Source organism: Streptomyces sp. 1114.5, from assembly GCF_003635085.1.
Lineage (GTDB): Bacteria > Actinomycetota > Actinomycetes > Streptomycetales > Streptomycetaceae > Kitasatospora.
The window spans coordinates 400,329-425,171 of the sequence record NZ_RBXE01000001.1; the positions used below are offsets into that span (position 1 = coordinate 400,329).

Sequence of the window (24,843 nt, forward strand, 5' to 3'; positions counted from 1 at the left end):
GCGCGCCCCGCCCGACGTGTGAGGATTGAGGCATGTCCGACGCGTCTGCATTCACCAACTCCCCCGACGACGTCTCCAAGCTCCCGGCCGCGTCCCCGCTCACCCGGGCCGCGCTGGAGATCGACGAGTACGCCGCCACCCTCGGCTGGGACCTCCCGGCCCGCCTGTTCGCCCTGGTGGACAGCGCCGCCCTGCGCAAGGCCGACCCCCGGGTCGCCAAGCAGCTCGGCCTCGCCGACAGCGACGAGCCCGGCCTCACCCCCGTCGAGCAGGACGAGCTGCCGGCCGGCATGGAGCTCGACAAGTTCCTCGGCACCATCGCCTGGCCCGACGCGGTGGCCGGCTGCGCCCTGGTCGTCGAGCGCCTGATGCTGCCCCCGGGCGCCGAGCAGTCCCGCCCGCGCGGCGCCTCCGACGCCCAGCTCGCCGACTGGGTGGCCAATCACCCCCAGCGCGAGGAGGTGCGGATCACCGCCGCGGTGCTGCGCGACGGCAAGAAGGAGATCGCCCTGCGGCTGCGCTCCAAGGACGTCGCCCGCGAGGTGCTGACCGGCCCGGACCTGGTGCCCGGCCTGACCGACGCCCTGCTGGCGACCTTCGCGTAGGACGCCCCCGAGGACGAGCCCGGGCCCTACCCGAGGACTACTTGGGGCAGGACGGCAGCGCGGGGGTCTGCCCGGAGCGGAGCTGCTCCAGCGACTTCAGCGCGCCGTCCAGGGTGTCCGTCTTGATCAGGGTCAGCCCGGACGGGGTGTTCTTGGTGGCCTCGGCGCAGTTCGAGGACGGGGTGAAGAAGTACTCGGCCCCGGCGTCCCGGGCGGCGATCAGCTTCATCGATATCCCGCCGATCGGGCCGACCTTGCCGTCGTCGTCGATGGTGCCGGTGCCCGCGACGAACTTCCCGCCGGTGAGGTCGCCGCCCGGGGTCAGCTTGTCGATGATGCCGAGCGAGAACATCAGGCCGGCGCTCGGGCCGCCGACGTCCTGCAGCCCGATGTCGATCTGGAACGGGTAGGTGTGCCGGATCCCGGTGCCGATGCCGATCACCGCGAGCTCGGCCCGCTCGGCCGGGGCCTTCGGGTCGAGGTCCTTGGCCCGTACGGTCGGGACGCTGACGTCCGTCTTGGCCCCCGGCGCCGCGGCGGCGTTGCCGGCCGCGTCCTTGACCCGCGGCACGACGGTGAAGACCACCGACTCGCCCGGCTTGTGCTTGGTGACGGCGGCGACGACCTGGTCGACCGAGGAGACCGGCGCGCCGTCGACGGCGACGATCTGGTCGCCCGCGTGCAGCCTGCCCTCCGCCGGGGCGCCCGCGGTGACCGACTTGACGATCAACTCGTTGCCGACCGGGATGTTCAGCTGCTTGAGCGCCGCGGTGCGGGCGCTGTCCTCGGAGGAGGCGAACTCCTCGGCGTTCTGCTTCTTGGCGTCGGCGTCCGACTGCCCCTTCGGGTACACGTTGTCGTGCGGCACCACCAGCACGTCGCCGCGCAGCCAGCCGACCACCGCGTTGACCAGGCTGGGCTCGTACTTGGCCCCGGTGACCTGGACGGTCGTCATGTTGAGGTGCCCGCTGGTCGGGTACGAGTCGTGCCCGGCGATGCTGATCACCGGCTTGCCGCCCTGGTTGCCGAGCGTGTTGTACGTCGGCCCCGGGCTCATCTCCGTGTACGGCACCTTCATCAGCACCGAGACGCAGAGCAGCGCTATGAGCAGCAGGGTGGCAGCGAGCATCGTCGCGGAGCGGCGTGGCATGCCTCGACAGTACGGGACGCGGGTGACGCGATGCCCGCCGGGCTACCGGCCGACACCCTCGCCGGGGGCCGAGGTCCCGGCCGTGGTGCGTTCCATCGCGGCCATGAAGCGCCGGTGCTCGGCGAGCGAGGCCGGATCCCCCGTGGCCCGTGGGGCCCGCTGGGCCCAGACCGCCCAGAGTGCGGCGAGCAGGACGGCGACAACCGGAATGATCAACCAGGCGAGCGCACCCATATCAGTACTCCCAGCTCGTCGTGTCTATGAGCAGACTAACCACTCCGGCGGACAACGCAGCCGGCGCCATCCGGGTTACGGGACGGCCGATCGGCTCACTTCCAGGGAGTATTCGGGGCGCCGCTCCGGACCCGTTCGAGTGAGGCCCCGGCGCGCCTGACCCGACAGACGCGCGGGCCGTGCCCGCGGTTCCGACCTTCCGGTGTTCCTACGGCTCGGCTCAGCAGCCGCCGGCGCCGACCCACTCCTCCTCGCCGTCGGCGAAGACCTGGTGCTTCCAGATCGGCACCTCGTGCTTGAGGTCGTCGATCAGCCGGCGGGCGGCCGCGAAGGCCTCCCCGCGGTGGGCGCAGGAGACGGCGACGATGACGGCCTTGTCGGTGATCTCCAGCCGGCCGATCCGGTGGACCGCCGCGAGCGCCCGGACCGGGAAGTCGGCGACGACCTTCTCGGCGATCCGGCGCATCTCCTGCTCGGCGCTCGGGTGGCAGCTGTACTCCAGCGCGGCGACCGACTTGCCGCCGTCGTGGTCACGGACCGTCCCGACGAAGACGGTGGTGCCGCCGGCCGCGTCGTCGCCGACCGCCTCGTACACCTCGTCCAGTGAGAGCGGGGTGTCGCGGACGGCGAGCAGCCGGATGGGGTCGTGGTTCTCGGACATGACCCCATGATTCCTCATCCGGGCCCGGAGGAGGCAAGGGTCTTCCGCATCACGATCTCGAAATTTCGCATCGTGAGAAGTGGCACCGATCTGTGGGCGACCAGCGGCTGACCGGCGCCCCGTCAGAGCGCCGGGTCAGAACCGGCGCCGCTTGCGGGCCCGGCGCACCAGCGCCGCCGTACCGACCAGCGCCACCGTCGCCCCCGCCGCCCCCAGGCTGGTCGCGGCCTCCTTGCCGCCCAGCCGGCGCCCCGCCACCGCGTGCTTGCCCGACACCTGCGCCAGCAGCTCGGCCAGCACCTGCTCGTTGGTGTGCGCCGGCCGCCACCCCGCCTCGTGCAGCCGGCTCCCGGACACCACCCACGGGTACATCGTGTAGGCCAGGTCCCCCGCCGGGGCCGGCGTCAGCCCCAGCCGGTGCAGCCGGGCCGCCGTCCCCAGCGCCAGCGCGGCCGGCAGCTCCATCCGCCGGATCCCCGACAGCCGCTCCACGTCCTCCTGCTCCAGCCAGCCGTCGCAGCCGACCGTCACCTCGCCCTCGACCAGGCCCAGCGCCGCGTACTCCAGCGCCGCCGCCAGGTCGTCCACGTGGCAGAACTGCCAGCACGGGCGCGAACCGGCCACCACCAGCAGCCGGGGCGCCTCGAAGTGCCGGGTCAGCACGGTGTCCACACCCGGGCCCACCACCACCGCCGGGCGCAGCACCGTCACCTGCAGCCCCGGGTGGGCGCGCGGCGCGCGGCGGGCCAGCCGCTCGATCTCCAGCAGGTCCCCGACCAGCGAGGCCTCCTCGGTCGCCCGCAGCTCGGAGTCCTCCGCCAGCGGCACCTCGTTGTCGGCCAGCGCGCCGTAGACCATCGCCGAGGTGCAGAGCACCACCCGGTGCACCCCGGCGGCCGCGGCCGCGGTCAGCACCGTCTGCGCACCGCGCACGTTGTAGGCGCTGCGGGCCCGCGGGTCGGACTCCATGCCGAAGTCCATCGCCAGGTGCACCACCACGTCGACCCCGGCCAGCCGCTCGGCCACCGCCGGGTCCCGCACGTCCAGCACCCGCCACTGCACGCCCGGCACGTCGCCGCGCCGGTCGTCCACCGCCAGGACCCTGCGCACGTGCGGGGAGGCCACCAGCCGCGCCGCGACCCGCTCTCCCAGCACGCCTGCGGCACCGGTCACCGCCACGGTCAGCGGCCGTCCGCCGTAGGCTGGAGGCGGCGACGCCGTGGTGTCCGACGCATCCTCTCCTCCGGTCAGCCCAGAGCGAACGTCCGAAGGCGGGGAACTCACCGGCCATCCTCCACGGTTAGCTTATGTGCGTACGGACGTGTGTCACGTACGACCATCCTGCCCGAGGCGAAGGCCCGGCGGTGCACCCGGCGCGGGCCTGCCGCGCGGGAGCCGCCCCCGAGTACCCCACTCCGCCGCCGCCCCGGGCGCAGACTTTTCCGCCACACCCGTATGACGGCCGACCGGATCGAGGACCCCGTGAGCGACCTTCCCTTCGGATTCGGCGTTCCGCCCGAGGAGCCCGAGGACGGCAAGGCCAAGCCCGACGACGCCCAGAAGAAGAAGGACCAGGAGCAGTCCGGCTCCGGAAACGACCCGCAGCCCTTCGGCTTCGGCGCCGGCAACCCCTTCGGCGCGATCTTCGGCATGCCGGGCGCCCCCGGCGGCGCCGGCGGCGACAACCCCTTCGCCGCGATGTTCGGCGGCATGAACCCCGGTGACCTCGGCGCCGCGTTCCAGCAGCTCGGACAGATGCTCTCGTTCGAGGGCGGCCCGGTGAACTGGGACCTCGCCACCAACATCGCCCGCCAGACCGTGGTCGCCGAGCCCGCCGAGGGCAAGAGCAAGGACCGCTCGGTCAGCGCCGCGGAGCGCTCCGCCGTCGCCGAGGCCGTCCGCCTGGCCGACCTCTGGCTCGACGGCGCCACCGAGTTCCCCTCCGGCGCCGGCACCGCCGTCGCCTGGAGCCGCGCCGAGTGGATCGAGGCCACCCTCCCGGTCTGGAAGGACCTGGTCGACCCGGTCGCCGAGCGCGTCGGCAACGCCATGGGCGGCGTCCTGCCCGAGGAGATGCAGGCCATGGCCGGCCCGCTGATGGGCATGATGCGCTCCATGGGCGGCGCCATGTTCGGCACCCAGATCGGCCAGGCGCTCGGCGCGCTCGCCGGCGAGGTGGTCGGCTCCGCCGACGTCGGCCTGCCGCTCGCCCCGGCCGGCAAGGCCGCGCTGCTGCCGCAGAACGTCGCCGAGTTCGGCGAGGGCCTGAGCGTGCCCGCCGACGAGGTCCGCCTCTACCTCGCCCTGCGCGAGGCCGCCCACCAGCGCCTCTTCGCCCACGTGCCGTGGCTGCGCGCCCACCTGCTGGGCGCCGTCGAGGCCTACGCCCGCGGCATCAAGGTCGACACCTCCCGCATGGAGGAGCTCGTCGGCCAGCTCGACCCGACCAACCCCGAAGCGCTCCAGGAGGCTCTGGCCGGCGGCCTGCTCCAGCCCGAGGACACCCCGGAGCAGAAGGCCGCGCTCGCCCGCCTGGAGACGGCGCTCGCCCTGGTCGAGGGCTGGGTCGACGCCGTCGTGCACGCCGCCGCCGAACCGCACCTGCCGCAGGCCGGCGCGCTGCGCGAGACCGTCCGCCGCCGCCGCGCGGCCGGCGGGCCCGCCGAGCAGACCTTCGCCACCCTGGTCGGCCTGGAACTGCGCCCGCGCCGCCTGCGCGACGCCTCCCGGCTGTGGGCGCTGCTCGCCGACGCCCGCGGCGTCGAGGGCCGCGACGCCCTCTGGGAGCACCCGGACATGCTGCCCACCGCCGCCGACCTGGACGACCCGGACGCCTTCGTGCACCGCGGCTCCGGGGACGAGCTGGAGGGCGGCCTCGACTTCGACGCCATCGACAAGCTGCTCGGCGAGGCCGCGGCCGGCAAGCCCGACCTCACCAAGGGCACCGAGCAGCCGAAGGCCGACGACACCGACACCGACACCGACGGGAAGGGCGAGCCCACCGCATGACGGACACCGGGACGTCCGCGTCCACCCTGCACGCGGACGCCGTCCGCACCCTGTCCGCCTGGCAGCCCGCCGACGAGGACCAGGAACGGCTGCGGCTCGACTACCTGGAGCACCTGGCCGCGCAACCGCAGGGCCTGTACCGGTCCTGCCTGCCCGCGCACATCACCGCGAGCGCGGCCGTCGTCGACCCGGCGGCCGGGCGGGTGCTGCTCACCCTGCACCCCAAGGTCGGCATGTGGTTGCAGATGGGCGGGCACTGCGAGCCCGGCGACCGCGACCTCGCCGCGGCCGCGCTGCGCGAGGCCGTCGAGGAGTCCGGCATCCCCGACCTCGTCCTGCTGGAGTCGGACGGTGCCCCCGTACCGGTCAAGCTGGACCGCCACCTGGTCCGCTGCGCCGGCAAGGACCGGCCGGAGAACACCCACCTGGACGTCCAGTACATCGCGCTGGCCCCGGCCGGCGCCCAGGCGCTGATCAGCGAGGAGTCGCTGGACCTGCGCTGGTTCGACTACGACCGGCTGCCGGAGCTCACCGACCACTCGGTGCGCGACCTGGTGACCCGGGCCCGCCGGCTGACCGGCTGAGGTGAAGCAACCAGGAGGGGGCGCGGGCCGATACGGCCCGCGCCCCCTCCTTTCGTACCGACTCGTCCCGGCCCTCAGCCGCAGGAGGCCGCCGGATCCGGCCCCGGGTCCGCGTGCCGGGCACCGGGGATGTGCGGCAGGCGGCCGGCGGAGACCACGCCCTCCAGGTAGCCGCGGGCCCGCTCCGTCCGCGGGTACGCCTCCAACAGCGCCCAGAACGCCGGGCCGTGGTCCGGCACCAGCAGGTGCGCCAGCTCGTGCAGCAGCACGTAGTCCAGCACGTACTCCGGCATGCCCTGGAGCCGGTGCGAGAGGCGGATCGTGCCCTCGCTCGGGGTGCAGGAACCCCAGCGCGAGTTTTGGTTGGTGACCCAGCGGACCTGACTGGGGTGGGCGCGGTCGTCCAGGTAGGCCGCCGACAGCTCGCGGGCCCGCGCCATCAGGGCCTCGTCCCCGGGGATCCGCCGGGACTCCTGGGCGGCGAGCTTCTCCAGCATCTGCGCGACCCAGCGCTGCTCCTCGGCGTGCGACATCCGGGCCGGGATCAGCACGACGGTGCGGTCGCCCTCGCGGTAGGCGGAGACGGTGCGACTGCGACGGGCGCTGCGCCGCACCTCGACCCGGCTGCGGTCGTGCGGCTCCGGGGAGACGACCCCGGCGGGCGGGTGCTGCGACGGCGCCGGCCTCGGCTGCTGGTTCTGGTCCGGGCGCCCGCGCGTGCTCGGCGTCGCCATCTGTGACCCGGATGCTGCACGGGCACGCCGACGCGACGCCGGTGGATGGGAGTCCCGCTCGGCTGCCATGGCACACGACGTTACCCGGTACCACGGACAGAAGTCCGCTGCCGTGGCCGGAATCTTTCATGGAGTGATCGCGAACGAAAAGTCGACGGAGGGTGTCCGGAAACCGACGCCGGAGAGGATGGGCAGTTATCCACAGGGCCTGCGAACAGATGATGCGATCATGCGTACGGACCTGTGGATAACTTTCAGCACGAGGTCGGCCCGATGGGGCAAGCTGCGGTCAGCCGTCCGGAAACGATCGGAAGGGAGACCACCGTGCGCCTCGTCCTGAAGCCCGCCCTGTCCCGCAGCTGGCGGGACAAAGAAACCCTGCAGTTCGGGACCGTCACCCGGTACGCGGGGGTGCTCGACCACGCCGACAAGGCCCTGTGCGACTTCCTCGGGCTCGTCGACGGGACACGTGACCGCCCGGCGCTCCTGGAGGCCGGCGAACGCGTCGGCCTCGGCCGCGAACCGGCCGACACCCTGCTGACCGAACTGGAGGAGATCGGGCTGCTGGACGACGCGGAGGCGACCGACAGGGCGCTGGCCCGCTTCCCCCAGCAGCACCGGGAACTGCTCGGGCCCGACCTCGCCTCACTGTCCCTCGTCCACTCCGCCCCGCGCGCCGCACCCGCCGTCCTGGCCCGCCGGGCCGACGCACGGATCGAGGTCCGCGGCGCGGGCCGGGTCGGCGCGGCCGTGGCCGCGGTGCTCGCCGCGGGCGGAGCGGGCACGGTCACGGTCGCCGACGGCGGGCGGGTACGCCCCGGCGACTGCTCCCCGGCGGGGCTGTCACCGGGGGACGTCGGGCGGCTGCGCTCGACGGCCGCGCGGGAGGCGGTACAACGGGCCTCGGCCCGGCCGCTGCTGCCCGGTCCCCGGCGAAAGCCCGACGGGCCACCGCCCGACTTCGTGGTCCTCGCACCGCGGGACGGCAGCGCGGCCTTCGCCGGCGGGACGTACGAGGCCCGGTTACTGCTCCGGGCCGGCGTGCCGCACCTGTACGTGGGCGTGGTCGAGGAGTTCGGCGTCATCGGGCCGCTGGTGATCCCCGGGATGTCGGCGTGCGGGCACTGCCTGGTGCTGCGACGGGAGGACGAGGACGCGGCCTGGCCGCGGGTGCTGGCCCAGCTGGCGCACGGAGGCAGCGGGCAGGCGCGCACCCCGGCCTGCGACACGGCCCTGGCGACGGCGATCGCGGGGCTGGCCGCGCTGCAGGTGCAGGTGTACCTGGACGGCGGCCGGCCGCCGAGCGTGGACGGGTGGTGCGAGGTGTCGGCACGCGACGGGATGCCCCGGCGACTGCGACTGCGCGGGCACCCGGACTGCGGATGCCTGTGGCAGCCGCTGCCGCCGGGCTGAGGAGGAGTGCGGAGAGACCGAAGACCGAGGCGTGAACGGAAGCGGGCGGGCGGCTGCGAGGCTCGGCAGCCGCCCGGCCCGACACCGAAGCGACACGGGCGAGCACCCGGCCATGTGAGCCCATGGCCAGGAGCCCCCGTGGCGAGGCGAGCCCGAAGCGAGGCGAGCCCGAAGCGAGGCGAGCCCGAAGCGAGGCGAGCCCGAAGCGAGGCGAGCCCGAAGCGAGGCGAGCCCGAAGCCCGCGCCCTGCCCGGGGCAGGGCGCGGGCCGGCCGAAGCAGGCAGCCCCTGCTCCGGGCTGCGAGGCGCGGTGCGGGAGGCGGGCGGTGAGGCGGGTGGGTGGGCGGCGAGGCGGTGGGTGGGCGGAGGGTGGGGGGGTGGGGGGTGGGGGGGGAGGGGGCCCCAAGGAGAGGAACAGCGAATCCGATCACCCCGCGGCCCGGCCCTCCGCCGAAGCGGAGGGCCGGGCCGAAACCCCCACACCCCTCCCCGCCCAGATCCCAACAACCCGGAAATGCCACACAGGAAGTCGGCCCATCCGACTTCCTGTGCAGCACTTCAGATCTCAGAGAGCCACCGCCACCGGCTTCAGGCCGCGAGCCCGGCCCCCTCGGCGGCCTCCGCAGCAGCCCCTTCAGCGGACTGCGGATCGGCAGCCGTCCCGGCCTTCCGGTCCCGCATCAGCAGCACGGCCAGCAGGGCCGCCGACAGGACACCGATCGCGCTGACCGTGAAGGTCGTCGACATCGCCGAGGTGAACGCCTCCCGAGCGGTCCGGACGAGCCCGGTGTCACCACCGGCGACCGCCAGCGCCCCGGCGATGGAACCTTTCGCCTGCTCCGGCATCGCGGCCGGCATCTCGCTCGCGAAGCCGCTCGACAGCAGCGAGCCCAGGATCGCGATGCCGAGCGCGGTGCCGGCCTGCTGGATGGTGTCGTTCAGCGCCGAGCCGACGCCCGCCTGCTCCGGCGGAATGGTGGCCATCAGCGCACCCACCGCGGCGGGCATGGCCAGGCCCGCGCCGAGGCCGAGCAGGCCGAGCGCAGTCGCCGGGACGGCGAAGCCGGTGTCGGCCGAGACGGTGGTCAGCAGGGCGAACGACGCGGCCATGACGAGCATCCCGGCGAGGATCAGCGGGCGGTTGCCGGCCTTCGCCGCGAACTTGGCCCCGGCCCCGTTGCCGATCAGCGCGGCGAGGGCCAGCGGCAGGAACGCGAGGCCCGCCTTGACCGGCGAGTACCCGAGCACGAACTGGAGGTACTGGGTGAGCACCAGCAGCAGGCCGCCGTTGCCGATCTGCACCAGGGTCAGCGACAGCGAGCCCCCGCTGAAGTTGCGGTTGCGGAAGAGCACCAGCGGCACCATCGGCGCGGAGCTGAGGTTCTCCCACACCACGAAGCCGACCAGCGAGACCACCGCGATGATCAGGGTGACCAGCGAGCGGGTGCCGAAGGCGCCGTGCTGCGGGATCTCGATGATCCACCAGATCAGGGCGGTCATGCCGACCGCGGACAGCACCGCGCCGAGCGGGTCGGGCTTCTGCCACGGGCCCTTGGACTCCGGCATCAGCAGCAGGCCCGCCAGGATCGCCAGCGCGACGACCGGAACGTTGATGAAGAAGATCGAGTGCCACGAGAAGTGGTTGATCAGCACACCGCCGAGCACCGGGCTTCCGACCAGTCCCAGCATCGACACCGAGCCCCAGGCGGCCATCGCCTTGTTGCGCTCCTCCTCGTCGAAGACGGTGATGAGGATCGACAGGGTCGAGGGCATGATCAGCGCGCCGCCGACGCCCATCGCGATGCGCGCCGCGATCACCTCGCCGGGGTTGGTGCAGACGGTCGCCGCCAGGGAGGCCGCACCGAAGAGCAGCAAGCCGATGATCATAATCTTTCGGCGGCCGAACCGGTCACCGAGGCTGCCGGACGTGAGCAGCAGCCCGGCGAAGACCAGCACGTAGGAGTCGAGGATCCACTGGGTGTCCTGAGCACTGGCGCCGAGGTCGGCGGTCATCGAGGGCACCGCGACCGTCAGGGCCATGCTGTCGACGACCAGCACGAGCGAGCTCAGGCAGAGCACGAGCAGGATCCACCAGCGGTGCGGGTTGCGCCCTTCGGCGCCGGTCACGTGGTCGGCCGACATCAGCCATCCCTCCCCATCTGCGCACACCGTTCCCCGAGTGCGCACTGCGTTCCTTCGATGCGAACACTGTACGCACAGCGGAACGGTGTGCGCAACTCCCGACTGCTGTACGCTCAATGCGAACGGTGTACGCACTACAGGAGGAGGAGTCGCCATGGCCGCCCGAACGAACCCGATCCCGTCCGTATGGGCCCGCCGGCCGAGCGAGCCGGAGCAGCCCGCCCTCAGCCGGGCGACGATCGTCCGCGAGGCGGTCGCCCTGCTGGACGCCGACGGCGTCGAGGCGCTGAGCATGCGCAAGCTCGCCGCCCGGCTGAACGCGGGCGCGACCTCCCTCTACCGCCACGTCGCGACGAAGGACGAGCTGATGGAGCTCGCGGTGGACGAGGTGTTCGGCGAGATCGCCCTTCCGCCCGCCGACAGCCCCGACTGGCGTGCCGCCGCCGTCGAGGCCGCCGAGGCGTTCCGGGCGACGGCCCTGCGCCACCCCTGGCTCTCCTCCGTGCTGGGCCAGGCCGGCCTCGCCTACCTCGGCCCCAATCTGATGTCCTTCTCGGAGCGGCTGTCCGCGCTCTTCGTCGCGGCCGACTTCCCCGATCCGGCCCGGGCGATCGACGCCCTGATCGCCTACGTCGTCGGGATGAGCACCACCGAGGCGGCCTGGCTCAGTGCCGTGGCCCGCTCCGGCGAGGACGAGGCCGAGTTCGTCGCCCGGCTGCTGCCGGCCGCCCAGGAGGCCACGGCCGGCTACCAGCACCTCACCAACGGGCACGCGGCCACCGCCCTGCTCGACCCGGCCGCCGAGCGCGACGCCAAGTTCGCCTACGGGCTGGCGGTCGTCCTGGACGGCCTCGCCCTGCGCATGTCCCGCTGACCTCTGGCCGCCGCCCACCGGTTACGACTCACCGGTTACGACCCACCGCCCCCGGCCCCCAGGCCCCGCCACCGACCGGACCAAGCCGCCCAACTCCCCGCAAAGGGAGGGCACTCCCCGCCCCACCTCGCAGAATTCCGGCGGGCCCGGGCCGGGGAGCGGGCACAATGGCGTAGTGATGGTCGGCCGTCCGGTGTCGGGGGGCCAGGGATTGGAGGCCCGGGTGAGCGATCTTCCGCGCAAGGCAGTGACCCGCACGGCACGGCTCGCCGCCCTGCCGCTGGGGATAGCCGGTCGCGCCACGCTCGGTCTGGGCAGGCGGATCGGCGGCCGGTCCGCCGAGGTGGTCACCGCCGAGCTGCAACAGGCCACCGCCGACCAGCTGTTCAAGGTGCTCGGCGAGCTCAAGGGCGGGGCGATGAAGTTCGGGCAGGTGCTGTCCGTCTTCGAGGCCGCACTGCCCGAGGAGGTCGCCGGCCCGTACCGGGCGGCGCTCACCAAGCTGCAGGACGCCGCGCCCCCGATGCCCGCGGCCAAGGTGCACACCGCCCTCGCCCAGCGGCTCGGGGACGGCTGGCGCGAGCTGTTCCTGGAGTTCGACGACCGGCCCGCGGCGGCGGCCTCGATCGGCCAGGTGCACAAGGCGGTCTGGCACGACGGCCGCGCGGTCGCGGTCAAGGTGCAGTACCCGGGTGCGGGCGACGCCCTGCTCGCGGACCTCTCGCAGCTGAGCCGGGTGGCCTGGCTGCTCGGGCCGCTGATCCCCGGGCTGGACATCAAGCCGCTGATCGCCGAGCTGCGCGAGCGCGTCTCGGAGGAGCTGGACTACGAGCTGGAGGCGCAGGCGCAGCGCCGGCACGCCGAGGAGTTCGCGGGGGATCCGGACATCGCGGTGCCGGGCGTGGTGGCGCAGGCCGACCAGGTGCTGGTCACCGAGTGGATGGACGGCACCCCGCTGGCCGAGGTGATCGCGCGCGGCTCCCAGGAGGAGCGTGACCGCGCCGGGCAGTTGCTGGCCCGGTTCCTGTTCGCCGGCCCGTCGCGGACGGGGCTGCTGCACGCGGATCCGCACCCGGGCAACTTCCGGCTGTTGAAGGACGACGGTCCGGCGGAGGGCTGGCGGCTCGGTGTGCTGGACTTCGGCACGGTGGACCGTCTTCCGGGCGGGCTGCCCGCGCCGATCGGGGCCTCGTTGCGGATGGCGCTGGACGGGGACGCGGCGGGCGTGCTGAAGATGCTGCGCGAGGAGGGCTTCGTGAAGCCCTCGATCCAGCTCGATCCGGATGCGGTGCTGGACTACCTGCTGCCGATCATCGAGCCGGCCGCGGTGGACGTCTTCCACTTCACGCGGGCGTGGATGCGCGCCCAGGCGGCCCGGATCGCCGACCCGCGCTCTCCGGCGTACAACCTGGGCAAGCAGCTCAACCTGCCGCCCGCGTACCTGCTGATCCACCGGGTGACGCTGAGCACCATCGGGGTGCTCTGCCAGTTGGGCGCGAAGGCGCCGTTCCGCGCCGAGATGCTGGAGTGGCTGCCCGAGTTCTCCGACGGGCACCGGGCCGCCCCCGCCAAGGCCGCGGCGAAGCGCCGGCCGCGCAAGGGCTGACCCCGGCCACAGCCCAGAACAACCGCACCGCAGAACGGCCGCAGGCCGCTCCCCGACGAGGGGGAGCGGCCTGCGGCACGACGGAGGTCCTGCGGTGGACGGGTCTTACATCAGCGCCACGGCGATCGCCTTTCGGGCGCGCAGCGAGGCCCGCTCGGCCCGCTGCTTGAGCTTGCGGGCCCGGACGACCCGGCTGACGAGCCGTTGGTTCTCGGCCTCCTGGAGCCTGTCTTGCATATGGGCCCGGGCCAGGGATTCGTGGAGGAGTTGCATTTCGAGGATCCTGTTCTGGGTCTGACGTTCGGTGGCCTGCTCGGCGCGGGCGGTGGGATCGAAAGCGGCGGGGGTCATGTCGTGGTCCTGCTCGTGGTGCGTGCTCGGGAATGGGCGGTGGGCTGCGGCGTCGGCCTTGGCGGCGGCGATCCGCACGGATCGGCGGAGGGCGCTGTCCAGCGGGGGCTGCTCTCCCCTGCGGACGGACCCGACGTGGTCGGCGGGGTTCACGCCATGACCTCGGTCTTGCGCGGACGGCCACGCGGCCGCTTGCGGGCCACGACGACGCCCTGGACGAACAGCTCGCCGCCCCAGACGCCCCACGGCTCGCGCCGCTCCAGCGCGCCGGCGAGGCAGGCGTCCTTCACCGGGCAGGTGCCACAGAGGGACTTCGCGTACTCGACGTCGGCGGGCGTCTCGGCGAAGAAGACCTCGGGGTCGAAGGCGCGGCAGGGGATGGGGAGACCGAGCGCTTCGGCCTGCTCGATCGAGGTGATCTGCATGGAAAGAACCTCCGGGGGGTCGGCCTGGTCGGCCTTGGTGATCTGGCTTGTCGGCGGTACGGACGGGGTGGGCGGTGTGATGACCGTGGACACTGTGGCGTCTTCCTCGTCTTCTCAGTGGTTCCGGCCCAGGTGACTGGTGGTGCTGGGCCGGAGGCCCCGGAGGGCCTGGGTGGTCTTGCGTACCGGACAAAACAGAAGGGCCGCGGATCCCGGTGTGACGGGTTCCGCGGCCCTGGAGGTGCCGACCTGAGGCTTCCTCAGGTTCGTTCTCTCCAGGGTTCAGGGCCGCGGAAGGCCTGCATCCGGATGGCCTCGGCGCCGATGAAGGCGGCCTTGGCCTGGTTGATCAGCTGCTCGTTCTGCTTCTGGGCGTTTCCGGCACCGATGACCTGCGCATAGCCGCCATGAACAGCGGCGGCTACGGCTGCCTTCGGTGCCTGGGTCGGTCGCTCATCACGCGGGGAGCGCGACATGCCGACCGGCGCCCAGTCACGGGACAGACCGGTCTCGACAGCGGTGCCTTCGATGCTCCTGCCGGCCGTGAGGCACAGCTCAGTGTGTCCAGGACCACTGACAACGGGGGCGACGGAGACACCGGTGGTGTCGAGACCCAGACCGGTTCCACCGAGCTCGGCGAGCGCCCGCAGACGGGCGGCACGCAGGGAGGCAGCGACAACGGTCTGGCCAGTCATTTTGGTGATCATGATGTTTCCCACTGTCTTCGCCTCCTCTCGGCGTCTCGCGGAGCCAGGTTCCCCCGGCGCCGAATGTTCGGATGTCTGTCTCGGTGAAGCAGGTGAATCGATGAAGCAGATGAAGCTGTCAGCCCAGGGGGGAATCGGCACAGGTGTGACCCCGTGCGACCGCGTCCCCTTGACCGCCCCGGCAGGCTATTGCGCTCCCGGTACGCCGCGCAAACTATTTTTCGCGGCGAGTTGCGCGGTGTGTCCCGCAGCCGGCTTCGAAGTCCCCCGAGCAGTCCCCTGGACCGCGCCCGCGCCGACTCACGCCGGATCGACCGGACCGTCGTCCTCGACGCCGTCCGGATCCTCCTCGGGCTCCTCCCCCGCACACAACGAGAGCACGGCGGCCCCGTACTTGTCCAGCTTCATCGCGCCGACCCCCGAGATGGAGGCCAGCTCCTGGCGGCTGGCGGGCACGTCCTCGGCGATCGCCATCAGCGTCGCGTCGGTGAACACCACGTAGGCCGGGGCGCCCTGCTTCTTGGCCTGCCGGGCCCGCCACTCGCGCAGCCGCTCGTAGAGTGCCTCGTCCATCGTGGAGGGGCAGCTCTCGCAGCGGCGCAGCTTGCGTTCGACGGCCTCGGTGAGCGCCTTGTCGCAGACCCGGCACTTGACCGGTCCGCGGACCCGGCGGGCGGCGGAGCGCTCGCCGGGCTCGACGCTCCCCCGACCGCCGCGCGCGCCGGTCCGTGCGCCGGGTGCGGAGGAGCCGGGGCGCAGCCCGTCGAGGAAGCGGCTGGGTTTGCGGCTCGCGCGGCCGCCGGGCGAGCGGGAGAGGGCCCAGGAGAGGGTCAGGTGCTTGCGGGCGCGGGTGACGCCGACGTAGAGGAGGCGGCGTTCCTCCTCGATCTGTTCGTCGGTCTTGGCGTAGATGATCGGCAGGGTGCCCTCGGTGAGGCCGACGAGGAAGACGGCGTCCCATTCGAGGCCCTTGGCGGCGTGCAGGGAGGCGAGGGTGACGCCTTCGACGGCGGGGGCGTGCTGGGCGGCGGCGCGGGCGTCGAGTTCGGCGACGTAGGCGGCGAGGTCGGTGCCCTGGCCGGCGGCGGTGCGGGTGCGCTCGAACTCCTCGGCGAGCCGGACGAGGGCGGCGAGGGATTCCCAGCGGTCGCGGACGGCGCCGGAGCCGGCGGGGGGTTCGGCGGTGAAGCCGCGGGTGGCGAGGACGGCGCGGACCTGGCCGGCGAGGTCGGGGGCGCCGTCGGTGAGGGGGTCGGAGGCGGCGCGGGCGGCGCCGCGCAGCAGGACTCCGGCGTCGCGGACCTCGGGGCGTTCGAAGAACCGTTCGGCGCCCTTGAGCTGGTAGGGGACGCCGAGGTCGGCGAGGGCCTGTTCGTAGACCTCGGACTGGCCGTTGGTGCGGAAGAGGACGGCGATCTCGCTGGCGCGGACGCCGGCGGCGAGCAGGTCCTTGATCCGGCGGCCGGTGGTCTCGGCCTCGGTCGGTTCGTCCTCGTACTCGGTGTAGAGGGGGTCGGGGCCTGCTTCGCGCTGGGAGACGAGTTCGAGCCGGTGGCGGGCGGCCTCGCCGCGGGCCTGGGCGAGCAGTCCGTTGGCGAGGTGGACGACCTGGGGGGTGGAGCGGTAGTCGCGGACGAGTTTGACGACGGTGGCGCCGGGGTGGCGGCCGCGGAAGTTCAGCAGGTAGTCGGGGGTGGCGCCGGTGAAGGAGTAGATGGTCTGGCTGGCGTCGCCGACGACGCAGAGGCTGGCGCCGCCGTCGGGGCCGGTCCACTGGTCGAGCAGGCGCTGCTGGAGCGGGGAGACGTCCTGGTACTCGTCGACGGTGAAGTGCCGGTACTGGGAGCGGACCTGGTCGGCGATGTCGGGGCGGTCCTCCAGGATGGCGGCGGTGAGCAGCAGGACGTCCTCGAAGTCGATGTTGCCGCGGCGGGTCTTGGTCTCCTCGTAGACGCGGTAGACCTGGGCGGTCTCGGCCGGGTCGCGGGGGGCTTCGCGGCCGGACTTGGCGACGGCGGCGGGGTAGTCCTCGGGGGCGGTCTGGGTGACCTTGGCCCATTCGATCTCGGCGGTGAGGTCGCGCAGTTCGGTGCGCTGGACGCGCAGTCCGCAGCGGCCGGCGGCTTCGGCGACGAGCTGGACCTTGCGTTCGAGGAGCTGGGGGACGGGGCCGCCGACGGCGCGGGGCCAGAAGTACTGGAGCTGGCGCAGGGCGGCGGCGTGGAAGGTGCGGGCCTGGACGCCGTCGGCGCCGAGCTGGCGCAGGCGGCCGCGCATCTCGCCGGCGGCGCGGGCGGTGAAGGTGACGGCGAGGACCTGCTGGGGGTGGTAGACGCCGCTGCGCACGCCGTAGGCGATGCGGTGGGTGATGGCGCGGGTCTTGCCGGTGCCGGCGCCGGCGAGGACGCAGACGGGGCCGTGCAGGGCGGTGGCGACGGCGCGCTGTTCGGGGTCGAGCCCGGCGAGCACGGCGTCGGGCCCCGTGGCGGCGCCGGGGTCGGCCCAGGGGGAGCCGTGGGGGGCGTCGTGGGGGCTGCCGCTCAAGAGGTCTTCCTGCATGCGTTCCATCCTCTCAGCCCGGTGGGACAACGGGGGCGGGGTTGTCCACAGGCCCGGTGTGATCGCAGGATGATCGCTCCGCAGGACGGTCGACGGGCTGCCGGAATGCCCGCCGCCCGGCGGACGTTGCGTCCGGAGACCGTACGCATCCCTCTTCCGAAGGAGCCCCCTCGATGTCCGGCACCGTGACGATGTACAGCACGACCTGGTGTGGGTACTGCAACCGACTCAAGAGCCAGCTGGAGCGCGAAGGCATCGGCTACACCGAGATCAACATCGAGGAGGACCCGGCGTCGGCGTCCTTCGTCGAGTCGGTGAACAACGGCAACCAGACGGTGCCGACGGTGCTGGTGACGCCGGTGGGCGGCGGCGAGCAGGTCGTGATGACCAACCCGAGCCTGCTGCAGGTCAAGAAGGCCCTGGCGGCCTGATCCGGCCGGGCCGTCCGGGGCCGGCGCGGGTCACGTCGCGTCGGCCCGGGCGGGGTCGACGGGTGCGGCGGGCGCGGGCAGGGTGGTGCGCGCGCCGAGGTCGCCGACGCCGTAGACGAGCCGGCTGCGGTCGGCCGAGTAGCGGGTCTCGATGACCCGGACGGGCCCGCGCCGGTCGTAGGTGACGCGGGTCTGCACCATGAGCGGCACGCCGGGGCCGCCCTGGAACCACTGGGCCTCCTCGGGCCCGGGCATCCGGGCGACGAGGTGGTCGACGGCGCCGATCTCGGTGCGTCCGAGGGCGGCGAGCACGGCCTCGTCGCCGCCTTCGACGGGGTCGGGTTCCATCAGCGGGGTGCCGGCGGCGAGGCCGGCCCGGTAGTGGCTCTCCTCGATGGAGTACGGCTCGCGGTCGAGCAGCCGCAGCTGGCGGCGGACCACGATGGCCTCGCCGGGGCGCAGTCCGAGCCGTTCGGCGATGTCCACCCGGGCCCTGACGATCATCATCTCGAAGTCGGTGCCGAGTTCGCGCCCGGCTTCGGCGGCCTCGCCGAGGTAGACCTCGGAGGGCGCGGCGAGGCAGTCGCGCGGCGCGGGGGCCGAGGTCGGTCCGTAGGCGCGGTGGTCCAGGACGGGGTGTTCGCGCAGGTAGGTGCCCTTGCCCTGGAGGCGGACCAGGCGGCCCTCGTTGACCAGGACGTCGACGGCGAGGCGGACGGTGTTGCGGGCGACGCCGTACTGGCGTTCCAGTTCGCTCTCGACCGGCAGGGCGGCGTCGGCGGTGAACTCGCCCTCGGCGATCCGACGGCGCAGGTCGGCGGCGAGGCGCTGGTATTTGGGGGATTGGGCGGTGCCCCGGGGGATTGTCACCCGAGTGAATGTAGCGAGCGCGGTGACGCGGTTTCTGCCGTTTCCGGCAATGTCGTCCGCGCGGGTTGACGACGGGGGCCTGGAGGTGCTTTACGGTAGCAGAACTGGCCCGTCCGGATACGAACATCCGGTGGTGCGGAATTCGGAAAGGGATCGGAAGGAAAATAGGGGGCGCGCAGCGTCAGCTGCACGCCCCCTATTCCGCGGAATGTTCGTACCGGATTACCAGCGCGCCGCCGCGGGCAGCGGCTCGCCGTACCAGAGCTCCACCAGGTGCCGGGCGATCGAGATCCCGGACGGCGGCAGGATCTCGCCGGCCTCCATCCCGGCCCGCAGCTCCTCGCGGGAGAACCAGCGCGCCTCGGCCAGCTCCTCGCCGTCCACGGTGATCTCGGTGCCGCCGGGCAGTGCCCGGCCCGTGAAGCCGAGCATCAGGCTGGACGGGAACGGCCAGGGCTGGCTGGCCACGTACTGCACCTCGCCGACCTGCACGCCCGCCTCCTCGTGCACCTCGCGGGCCACCGCCTGCTCGATCGACTCCCCCGGCTCGACGAAGCCGGCCAGCGTCGACCAGCGGCCCTCCGGCCACAGCGCCTGACGGCCGAGCAGGCAGCGGTCCTGCTCGTCGGTGATCACCATGATCACCGCCGGGTCGGTGCGCGGGTAGTGCTCGGCCGCGCAGGAGGTGCAGCGCCGCACGTGGCCGGCGCCGGCCTTCTCGGTCGGGTGCCCGCAGCGCGAGCAGAAGCTGTGCAGCCGGTGCCAGTGCTCCAGCGCGACGGCGTGCACCAGCAGTCCGGCGTCCCGGTCCGACAGCATCGCGCCGACCTCCCGCAGCCCGGCCGGGCGGGCATCGCCGTCCAGGCGCCCGGGCAGGCTCTCGCCGGCCAGCGCGAAGTACGAGACGCCGTCCTGGTCGGTGCCGAGGAAGTACCGGTCGCCGGTCTGCGGTGCCTCGAACGAGGGCAGCAGCACGAGTTCGGTGCCCTGCGGGGTGTCGACCACGAAGGCCTCGCCGCCGGCGATCGGCAGCACCCGGGTGGCCGGGTGGCTCCAGGCCGCCGCCAGCCAGGGCTCGTCGAAGCGGTGCTCGGCCGCCCGGTCCACCCCGGACCGGGCCAGTGCCAGGTACAGCGGGCGCTCGGTCTCAGGCACGGTGCTCACAGGTTCCATCCCCACGTGGTGAATCATCCGGATGAGTGATCTGACAGGCCAAGGTGTGCAGGGAGCAGTTCACGCACCGGGCCGGAAGTTCTCGGCCAGGTCGCCCCACAGGTACGCGGCGGTCTCCACGCCCTTGGCCAGCAGGTCCAGTTCGACCTTCTCGTTGACCGAGTGCCAGCCGTCCGAGGGCACCGAGATGCCGAGGAACAGCACCGGCGCGCCCAGCACGTCCTGCAGGTCCGCGGCCGGGCCGGAGCCGCCCTCCCGGGTGAACAGGATCTTCTGCCCGAAGGCCCGCCCCATCGCGCGGACGGTGGACTGCAGCGCCGGGTGGTCCAGCGGGGTCAGGCAGGGCCGGGTCGCGCCCGGGAAGACCAGCTCGTAGCGGATGCCCTCGGGCACCCGCTCGGCCACCCAGGCCCGCACCGCCTCACGGACCTTCTCCACCTCCTGCCCGGCGACCAGCCGGAAGGACAGCTTGAGGTGCGCCGAGGTCGGCACGATGGTCTTGCCGCCCGGGCCGGTGTAGCCGCCCCAGATGCCGTTGACCTCGGCGGTCGGCCGGGCCCAGATCCGCTCCAGGGTGGTGTACCCGGCCTCGCCGCGGGTGCCGTACGACTTGGCGACCCGCAGCCACTGCTCCTCGTCGAAGGGCAGCTCGGCGAAGAGCTCGCGCTCGCGCTCGGTCAGCTCGACCACGCCGTCGTAGAAGCCCGGGACGGCGACCCTGCGGTCCGCGTCGTGCAGGGCGGCGGCCAGCTCGGCCGCGACCTGGGCCGGGTTGGGGACGGCGCCGCCGAAGGAGCCGGAGTGGATGTCGGTGTCCGGCCCGTACAGGTCGATCTGGGCGTCGGCGAGCCCGCGCATGCCGGTGCAGACGGTCGGCGTCTCGGCGGACCACATGCCGGTGTCCGAGATGACCACGACGTCGGCGGCCAGCCGCTCGGCCTCCCGCCGGACCAGGGCGGCGAAGTTCGGCGAGCCGGACTCCTCCTCGCCCTCGATCAGCAGCTTGAGGTTGACGGCCGGGGCGGTGCGGCCGGTGGCGGCCAGGTGGGCGCGCACACCCAGGGTGTGGAAGAACACCTGCCCCTTGTCGTCGGCGGCGCCGCGCGCGTACAGCCGGCCGCCGACCACGGTCGGGGTGAACGGCTCGGTCTCCCAGCCGTCCTCCTTGGCGGCGGGCTGCACGTCGTGGTGCCCGTACACCAGGACGGTCGGCGCGGACGCGTCCCCGGAGGGCCACTCGGCGAACACCGCCGGCAGGCCGTCCGTCTCCCACACCTCGGCCACCGGGAAGCCGGTCTCGCGCAACTTGGCCGCCAGCCACTCGGCGGAGCGCCGCACCTCGCCGGCGCGCTCCGGGTCGGCGGAGACCGAGGGGATGGCCAGCCACTCCGAGAGGTCGGCGAGGAAGGCGGCCTGGTGCGAGTCGATGTAGGAGCGGACGGCGCTGTCCGGGGTTCTCGTCATACCGACGACTGTAGTTCGCCCGTGTGGGTGCCCGCCCCGGCCGTCCGGCTGCCGGGCCCTCCCGGGGCTGTAACCTCCGTCACCCCCGTCGCGCACGGGCGCAGACGGGGGTGACGGAGGCCGACGTCCGGGTGTCAGCCGGAGCGGCGCAGCAGCGTGATCCGCGAGCGGGTCAGCACCGCCGCGAGGGCGGCCGCGAGCACCGGGAGCACCACGACGGCGCCGGCGATGGTGGGCCACGGGAGGACCACGATCGCCTGGTTGGCGAGCTCCTCCGGACTGATGCCGGGGTAACTTCCCCCCGCGCTCTCGACCTTGCGCAGTGCCACGCCCGGCACGATGCCGCAGACCACGCCGAGCACGGCGCCCATCGCGGCGATCACGCCGCACTGGAAGCCGGACAGCGAGCGCCGGATGCGGGGCTCGGCGCCGACCGCCGCGAGGGTGGTCAGGTCGCGCTGGGAGTCGGCGGCGGCCAGGCCGGTGGCGATGCCGGCCGCGCCGAGGGCGACCAGGCCGGCGAACACGGTCAGGCCGAGGGTGACGAGATCGGCCTGGGACCGGTAGCCGCGCTCGACGGTGAGGAGGCTGCGGTCGGTGATCCTGGCGAGCGCGCCGTCGGCCTTCTGCTGGGAGCCGTCCGAGGGCGCCGCGCCGGGCAGCCAGACCGAGCCGACCGACGTGGTGGTGAACCCCAGTCCGGCCGCGGTGGCCGGGCTGATCACGGCCTGCCCGGGCGAGGGAACCGAGGTGTCCGCGAGCACCGCGTCGACGGCGATCTCGTGGCTGACCTGCTTCCGGTCGGCGGGGCCGGTGCTGAGGTCGGCCGGCTCTCTGAACTGCACCGCGACCTTGCCGTCCTTGAGGTACCGGGGGTCGAAGACCACGGCCTTGCCGGCGGCGAGGGCCTGCCCGGCGGCCGGGTCGGTGACGCCGTACAGGTTGTGCAGCAGGGTGGCGTCACCGGCCGTCAGCGCGCCGTACGGGTTGCCCCGGCGGTTGTCGGTCTGGCAGCGCGTGTCGGTGGACAGGATCCGCTCGGCCTCACCGGGCGCGAACTCGCGGCCCGGGTCGAGGACGGGGCAGCGGATCTCCTTGGGCAGGTCCACGCTGATGTAGCCGCAGGACGAGTTCTCGGAACAGTCCCCCTTGTAGTACACGTTCTGCACGTCGGCGCGCGGGCCGAGGTCGGGGATGCTGCGCTCGACGGCCTCCCGCATCTGCGGCAGCAGCTTGGCGTCGGTACCGGACAGCCAGCCCCGGCCGAGCAGGACGGAACCGGAGGGACCGTGCGCGACGTACTCGCGCCGGTTCTGCTCCGCAACGCTGGTGGTGTAGACGCCGACCGCGACGGCGCCGGCCACCGCGGCCATGACGGCGGCGACGGCGGGCGCGGTGCGGCCCCGATGGCGCACCGAGTCGCGCAGGGCGAGCCGGGGGCCGAGCGAGAGCCAGCGGCCGAGCCGGCCGAACAGGCCGACCAGGTAGGGCGTGAGGGCGACCATCCCGAGTTCGGCGACGACCGAGCCGCCGAGCACGGCGAGGCTGCGGCTGCCGACGCCGCTGGTGGCGCCGAGCAGGGCCAGGGCGGCGCCTCCGCCCAGCATCAGCAGGCCGAGCACGGCGAGCTTGCGGTTCGGCGGCTTGAGCGAGTCCCGGCCGGTGAGCGCGGCGACGACGTCCTGGCGGGAGGCCTGGACGGCGGGGACGACCGCGGCGAGCAGACCGGTGACCAGGCCCACCACGAGCACGCCGATCAGATCGAGCGGCTGGAGGGCGAAGTGGCCGAAGCGCCGGCCGGAGTACTCCTCGGCCTGGGTCCGCAGCAGCGCGACCAGGCTGACGCCGAGGCCGAGGCCGACGACGGCACCGGTCACGCCGAGGACGATGCCCCCGCCGAGCACGACGGCGCGGACGTTGGCACGGTCACCGCCGGCGGCGGCGAGCAGACCGAGCTGCCGCCGGGAGCGCCGGGCTCCGACGGCGAAGGCGGGGCCCGCGAGGAGGACGATCTCCAGCAGTGCCATGCCGACCACGGTGGCCAGGATGACCACGCTGGTCCGGTCGAAGTAGGAGGTCTGGTTCTGCGACCGCTCGTCCGCCTTGACGTAGAAGGGGACGTCGGCGCGGGCCGGGGGGTCGATCAGGACGGCGCGCGAGGTGGCGCTGAAGCCGTACCGGTTGAGTTCGACGACCTTGCGCCAGTCGAGGTCGGCGCCGGCCGGGAGCTTGACCAGCCAACGGACGGGCTCGTCGGTGCCGGTGGCCGGGCCGCGGGAGGCGCCGGGGGGCGTGGCGAGCCGGTCGATCAGGGTGCCGGGCGGCGCGAAGAGTTCGCTGGCGGTGAGCTCGCCGGGGTACTCGTAGACGCCGGTGATGGTGAACGGGTCGGCCTCCAGGCCGCGGACGGCGGTCCGTTCGCCGATCTTGAGGCCGGACCGCTTGAGGAAGGCCGGGGTGACGGCGACCTCGTGACCGTTCGCGGGGGCCCGGCCCTTGACCAGGTCGACGCGGCCCTGCCAGACCGGGTCGTTCAGGTCCATCTCGTTGACGCGGGTGGACAGCAGGCCCATGACGCTGCTCGCCGCGGTGTTCGGGCCCTCGCGTTCGGGCACCAGGACGGCACCGGCCGGGAGCAGCTGCTTGACCAGGTCGCCGGGCGCGGTGTCCAGGGCGCGCTGCTGCTCGGGGGTGTGCCGGGGGACGTCGCCGGGCTTGAGGTCGTCCGTGGGGTTCTCGACGCTGAGCCCGTCGGACGGGTCGGGCGCCTGCAGGACGGCGGAGCCGCGCTCGACCATCTCCAGTTCGGCGGCCGCCTGGCCCATGATCCGCACGGCCTTCTCGGCGGGCGAGAGGTCGGCACTGCGGAAGACCACGTCCGCCCCGGTGACACCGAGTACGGGCAGCGCGACCATCGCGATGACGAGGGCGCTGCGGCCCTTGGCCCGCAGGGCGTCACGGCGGGCGATGCGCAGGGCGACCCGCCAGGCGCTGAGCTTCACTCGTCCACCTTCCTGCTGTTGGTGGCGACGCTGACGAGCAGGCTGGCGGCGTCCTGGCTGACGGACTCGTCGACCATGCGGCCGTCGCGCAGGAAGACGACGCGGTCGGCCCAGGCGGCGTGCCGCGCCTCGTGGGTGACCATCATGGCGGCGGCGCCGGCGTCGCAGCGGGCGCGCAGGACGGCGAGGACGGCTTCGCCGGTGGTGGAGTCGAGGGCGCCGGTGGGTTCGTCGGCGAGGACGAGGCGGCGGTCGCCGATCAGGGCGCGGGCGATGGCGACGCGCTGCTGCTGGCCGCCGGACATGTCGTCGGGGAAGCGGTCGGCGAGTTCGGGGATGCCGAGTTCCTCCAGTGCGGCCAGTGCCTCGCGGCGGGCGGCCCGGGCGGAGAGGCCGTCGAGTTCTCGGGGCAGCGAGATGTTCTCGGCGGCGGTGAGGGCCGGGATCAGGTTGTAGTCCTGGAAGACGTAGCCGACGGAGCGGCGGCGCACCTGGGCGAGCTTCTTGCGGTTGAGCTCGCCGAGGGAGGTGCCTTCGATCAGGACCCGGCCGTCGGTCGGGGTGTCGAGGCCGCCGGCGAGGGTGAGCAGGGTCGACTTGCCGGAGCCGGAGGGGCCCATGACGGCGACGAACTCGCCGGGGTGGACCTTGAGGTCGACACCGCGCAGGGCCTGGACCTCGGCGGCGCCGTGGCCGTGGACCCGGGTGACGTTCTCCAGGTGCAGCACCGGCGCGGGCCGGCCTTCTTGGGTGTGGGACACGATTCCCCCCTTGTACTGGGTGTGGGCTCGGGGTCGGGGTCCGAGCCGGTGGTTCGGTGCCGGGGCACCCGAAGCGCAGGCGTTCAAGT

Annotated in this window: 22 protein-coding genes; 7 read left to right on the forward strand and 15 right to left on the reverse strand. The window is 73.4% G+C overall.

What is annotated here, in order from left to right; genetic code table 11:
* The first annotated feature begins 32 nt into the window (after nucleotides 1-32).
* Nucleotides 33-605 (forward strand): PPA1309 family protein, encoded by a 573-nt coding sequence (locus BX285_RS01680; protein ID WP_097236327.1) that lies wholly within the window; start codon nucleotides 33-35, stop codon nucleotides 603-605.
* 37 nt (nucleotides 606-642) lie between these two features.
* Here BX285_RS01680 and BX285_RS01685 read toward each other — a convergent pair whose 3' ends face one another.
* The 4 genes from BX285_RS01685 to BX285_RS01700 form a co-directional block, all read right to left on the reverse strand.
* Nucleotides 643-1,755, reverse strand: a complete 1,113-nt coding sequence (locus BX285_RS01685) for a PDZ domain-containing protein (protein ID WP_097236328.1) — start codon at nucleotides 1,753-1,755, stop codon at nucleotides 643-645.
* Between the two features lie 42 nt (nucleotides 1,756-1,797).
* Nucleotides 1,798-1,971, reverse strand: coding sequence for a hypothetical protein (locus BX285_RS01690; protein WP_306458854.1), 174 nt, complete (start codon nucleotides 1,969-1,971; stop codon nucleotides 1,798-1,800).
* 238 nt (nucleotides 1,972-2,209) lie between these two features.
* Nucleotides 2,210-2,650 carry a molybdenum cofactor biosynthesis protein MoaE gene (locus tag BX285_RS01695; protein ID WP_234434744.1) on the reverse strand — a complete coding sequence of 147 codons (441 nt, stop codon included), beginning with the start codon at nucleotides 2,648-2,650 and terminating at the stop codon, nucleotides 2,210-2,212.
* Between the two features lie 135 nt (nucleotides 2,651-2,785).
* Nucleotides 2,786-3,934: an NAD-dependent epimerase/dehydratase family protein gene (locus tag BX285_RS01700; RefSeq protein ID WP_398899374.1), complete on the reverse strand. Its 1,149-nt coding sequence runs from the start codon at nucleotides 3,932-3,934 to the stop codon at nucleotides 2,786-2,788.
* 198 nt (nucleotides 3,935-4,132) lie between these two features.
* Here BX285_RS01700 and BX285_RS01705 point away from each other — a divergent pair, with 198 nt between their 5' ends.
* Complete coding sequence (locus BX285_RS01705) at nucleotides 4,133-5,659, forward strand: zinc-dependent metalloprotease (protein ID WP_121177169.1); 1,527 nt, start codon at nucleotides 4,133-4,135, stop codon at nucleotides 5,657-5,659.
* Nucleotides 5,656-6,243 (forward strand): NUDIX hydrolase, encoded by a 588-nt coding sequence (locus BX285_RS01710; RefSeq protein WP_097236330.1) that lies wholly within the window; start codon nucleotides 5,656-5,658, stop codon nucleotides 6,241-6,243. The genes BX285_RS01705 and BX285_RS01710 overlap by 4 nt, the downstream gene beginning before the upstream one ends.
* 74 nt (nucleotides 6,244-6,317) lie before the next feature.
* Here BX285_RS01710 and BX285_RS01715 read toward each other — a convergent pair whose 3' ends face one another.
* The gene (locus BX285_RS01715; protein ID WP_121174274.1) at nucleotides 6,318-6,977 is read right to left on the reverse strand and encodes a M48 family metallopeptidase; all 660 of its coding nucleotides are present in this window, start codon (nucleotides 6,975-6,977) and stop codon (nucleotides 6,318-6,320) included.
* 324 nt (nucleotides 6,978-7,301) lie between these two features.
* Between BX285_RS01715 and BX285_RS01720 the strand changes: the two genes are divergently transcribed.
* Nucleotides 7,302-8,390: a ThiF family adenylyltransferase gene (locus tag BX285_RS01720; protein WP_183106976.1), complete on the forward strand. Its 1,089-nt coding sequence runs from the start codon at nucleotides 7,302-7,304 to the stop codon at nucleotides 8,388-8,390.
* A 587-nt stretch (nucleotides 8,391-8,977) separates the two neighbouring features.
* Here the strand turns inward: BX285_RS01720 and BX285_RS01725 are convergent.
* Nucleotides 8,978-10,531 (reverse strand): MFS transporter, encoded by a 1,554-nt coding sequence (locus tag BX285_RS01725; protein WP_121174276.1) that lies wholly within the window; start codon nucleotides 10,529-10,531, stop codon nucleotides 8,978-8,980.
* 154 nt (nucleotides 10,532-10,685) lie between these two features.
* On the opposite strand from BX285_RS01725, the gene BX285_RS01730 reads away from it, so the two are divergent.
* Both BX285_RS01730 and BX285_RS01735 read left to right on the forward strand, forming a co-directional pair.
* Complete coding sequence (locus tag BX285_RS01730) at nucleotides 10,686-11,405, forward strand: TetR/AcrR family transcriptional regulator (protein ID WP_097236334.1); 720 nt, start codon at nucleotides 10,686-10,688, stop codon at nucleotides 11,403-11,405.
* 223 nt (nucleotides 11,406-11,628) lie between these two features.
* Nucleotides 11,629-13,011 (forward strand): AarF/ABC1/UbiB kinase family protein, encoded by a 1,383-nt coding sequence (locus BX285_RS01735; protein ID WP_121174277.1) that lies wholly within the window; start codon nucleotides 11,629-11,631, stop codon nucleotides 13,009-13,011.
* Between the two features lie 105 nt (nucleotides 13,012-13,116).
* Here BX285_RS01735 and BX285_RS01740 read toward each other — a convergent pair whose 3' ends face one another.
* From BX285_RS01740 to BX285_RS01755, 4 genes are all read right to left on the reverse strand, one after another.
* The gene (locus BX285_RS01740) at nucleotides 13,117-13,515 is read right to left on the reverse strand and encodes a hypothetical protein (protein WP_097236336.1); all 399 of its coding nucleotides are present in this window, start codon (nucleotides 13,513-13,515) and stop codon (nucleotides 13,117-13,119) included.
* Nucleotides 13,512-13,880: a WhiB family transcriptional regulator gene (locus tag BX285_RS01745; protein WP_373560481.1), complete on the reverse strand. Its 369-nt coding sequence runs from the start codon at nucleotides 13,878-13,880 to the stop codon at nucleotides 13,512-13,514. The genes BX285_RS01740 and BX285_RS01745 overlap by 4 nt, the downstream gene beginning before the upstream one ends.
* A 167-nt stretch (nucleotides 13,881-14,047) precedes the next feature.
* Entirely contained in the window at nucleotides 14,048-14,506 is a 459-nt protein-coding gene (locus BX285_RS01750) for a hypothetical protein (protein ID WP_121174278.1), read from the reverse strand.
* A 288-nt stretch (nucleotides 14,507-14,794) separates the two neighbouring features.
* Nucleotides 14,795-17,062, reverse strand: coding sequence for an ATP-dependent DNA helicase UvrD2 (locus BX285_RS01755; RefSeq protein ID WP_121174279.1), 2,268 nt, complete (start codon nucleotides 17,060-17,062; stop codon nucleotides 14,795-14,797).
* 164 nt (nucleotides 17,063-17,226) lie between these two features.
* Between BX285_RS01755 and BX285_RS01760 the strand changes: the two genes are divergently transcribed.
* Nucleotides 17,227-17,484 (forward strand): mycoredoxin, encoded by a 258-nt coding sequence (locus BX285_RS01760; RefSeq protein ID WP_097236339.1) that lies wholly within the window; start codon nucleotides 17,227-17,229, stop codon nucleotides 17,482-17,484.
* A 30-nt stretch (nucleotides 17,485-17,514) separates the two neighbouring features.
* On the opposite strand, the gene BX285_RS01765 is transcribed toward BX285_RS01760, so the two are convergent.
* The 5 genes from BX285_RS01765 to BX285_RS01785 form a co-directional block, all read right to left on the reverse strand.
* Nucleotides 17,515-18,354, reverse strand: coding sequence for a GntR family transcriptional regulator (locus BX285_RS01765; protein ID WP_097236340.1), 840 nt, complete (start codon nucleotides 18,352-18,354; stop codon nucleotides 17,515-17,517).
* Nucleotides 18,355-18,576: 222 nt separating this feature from the next.
* Nucleotides 18,577-19,527 carry an NAD(+) diphosphatase gene (nudC, locus tag BX285_RS01770; RefSeq protein ID WP_097236341.1) on the reverse strand — a complete coding sequence of 317 codons (951 nt, stop codon included), beginning with the start codon at nucleotides 19,525-19,527 and terminating at the stop codon, nucleotides 18,577-18,579.
* Between the two features lie 60 nt (nucleotides 19,528-19,587).
* Nucleotides 19,588-20,991: a dipeptidase gene (locus BX285_RS01775; protein ID WP_097236342.1), complete on the reverse strand. Its 1,404-nt coding sequence runs from the start codon at nucleotides 20,989-20,991 to the stop codon at nucleotides 19,588-19,590.
* A gap of 134 nt (nucleotides 20,992-21,125) precedes the next feature.
* Entirely contained in the window at nucleotides 21,126-23,993 is a 2,868-nt protein-coding gene (locus tag BX285_RS01780) for an ABC transporter permease (protein WP_121174280.1), read from the reverse strand.
* Entirely contained in the window at nucleotides 23,990-24,757 is a 768-nt protein-coding gene (locus tag BX285_RS01785) for an ABC transporter ATP-binding protein (protein ID WP_398900892.1), read from the reverse strand. The genes BX285_RS01780 and BX285_RS01785 overlap by 4 nt, the downstream gene beginning before the upstream one ends.
* Nucleotides 24,758-24,843: the final 86 nt, after the last annotated feature.

Excerpts from the sequence above, each read along its gene's own strand:
- BX285_RS01680 (WP_097236327.1), top strand. The coding sequence starts at position 33 with ATGTCCGACGCGTCTGCATTCACCAACTCCCCCGACGACGTCTCCAAG.
- BX285_RS01685 (WP_097236328.1), bottom strand. The coding sequence starts at position 1,755 with ATGCCACGCCGCTCCGCGACGATGCTCGCTGCCACCCTGCTGCTCATA.
- BX285_RS01695 (WP_234434744.1), bottom strand. The coding sequence starts at position 2,650 with ATGTCCGAGAACCACGACCCCATCCGGCTGCTCGCCGTCCGCGACACC.
- BX285_RS01710 (WP_097236330.1), top strand. The coding sequence starts at position 5,656 with ATGACGGACACCGGGACGTCCGCGTCCACCCTGCACGCGGACGCCGTC.
- BX285_RS01715 (WP_121174274.1), bottom strand. The coding sequence starts at position 6,977 with ATGGCGACGCCGAGCACGCGCGGGCGCCCGGACCAGAACCAGCAGCCG.
- BX285_RS01725 (WP_121174276.1), bottom strand. The coding sequence starts at position 10,531 with ATGTCGGCCGACCACGTGACCGGCGCCGAAGGGCGCAACCCGCACCGC.
- BX285_RS01730 (WP_097236334.1), top strand. The coding sequence starts at position 10,686 with ATGGCCGCCCGAACGAACCCGATCCCGTCCGTATGGGCCCGCCGGCCG.
- BX285_RS01755 (WP_121174279.1), bottom strand. The coding sequence starts at position 17,062 with ATGGAACGCATGCAGGAAGACCTCTTGAGCGGCAGCCCCCACGACGCC.
- BX285_RS01760 (WP_097236339.1), top strand. The coding sequence starts at position 17,227 with ATGTCCGGCACCGTGACGATGTACAGCACGACCTGGTGTGGGTACTGC.
- nudC (WP_097236341.1), bottom strand. The coding sequence starts at position 19,527 with ATGGAACCTGTGAGCACCGTGCCTGAGACCGAGCGCCCGCTGTACCTG.
- BX285_RS01775 (WP_097236342.1), bottom strand. The coding sequence starts at position 20,991 with ATGACGAGAACCCCGGACAGCGCCGTCCGCTCCTACATCGACTCGCAC.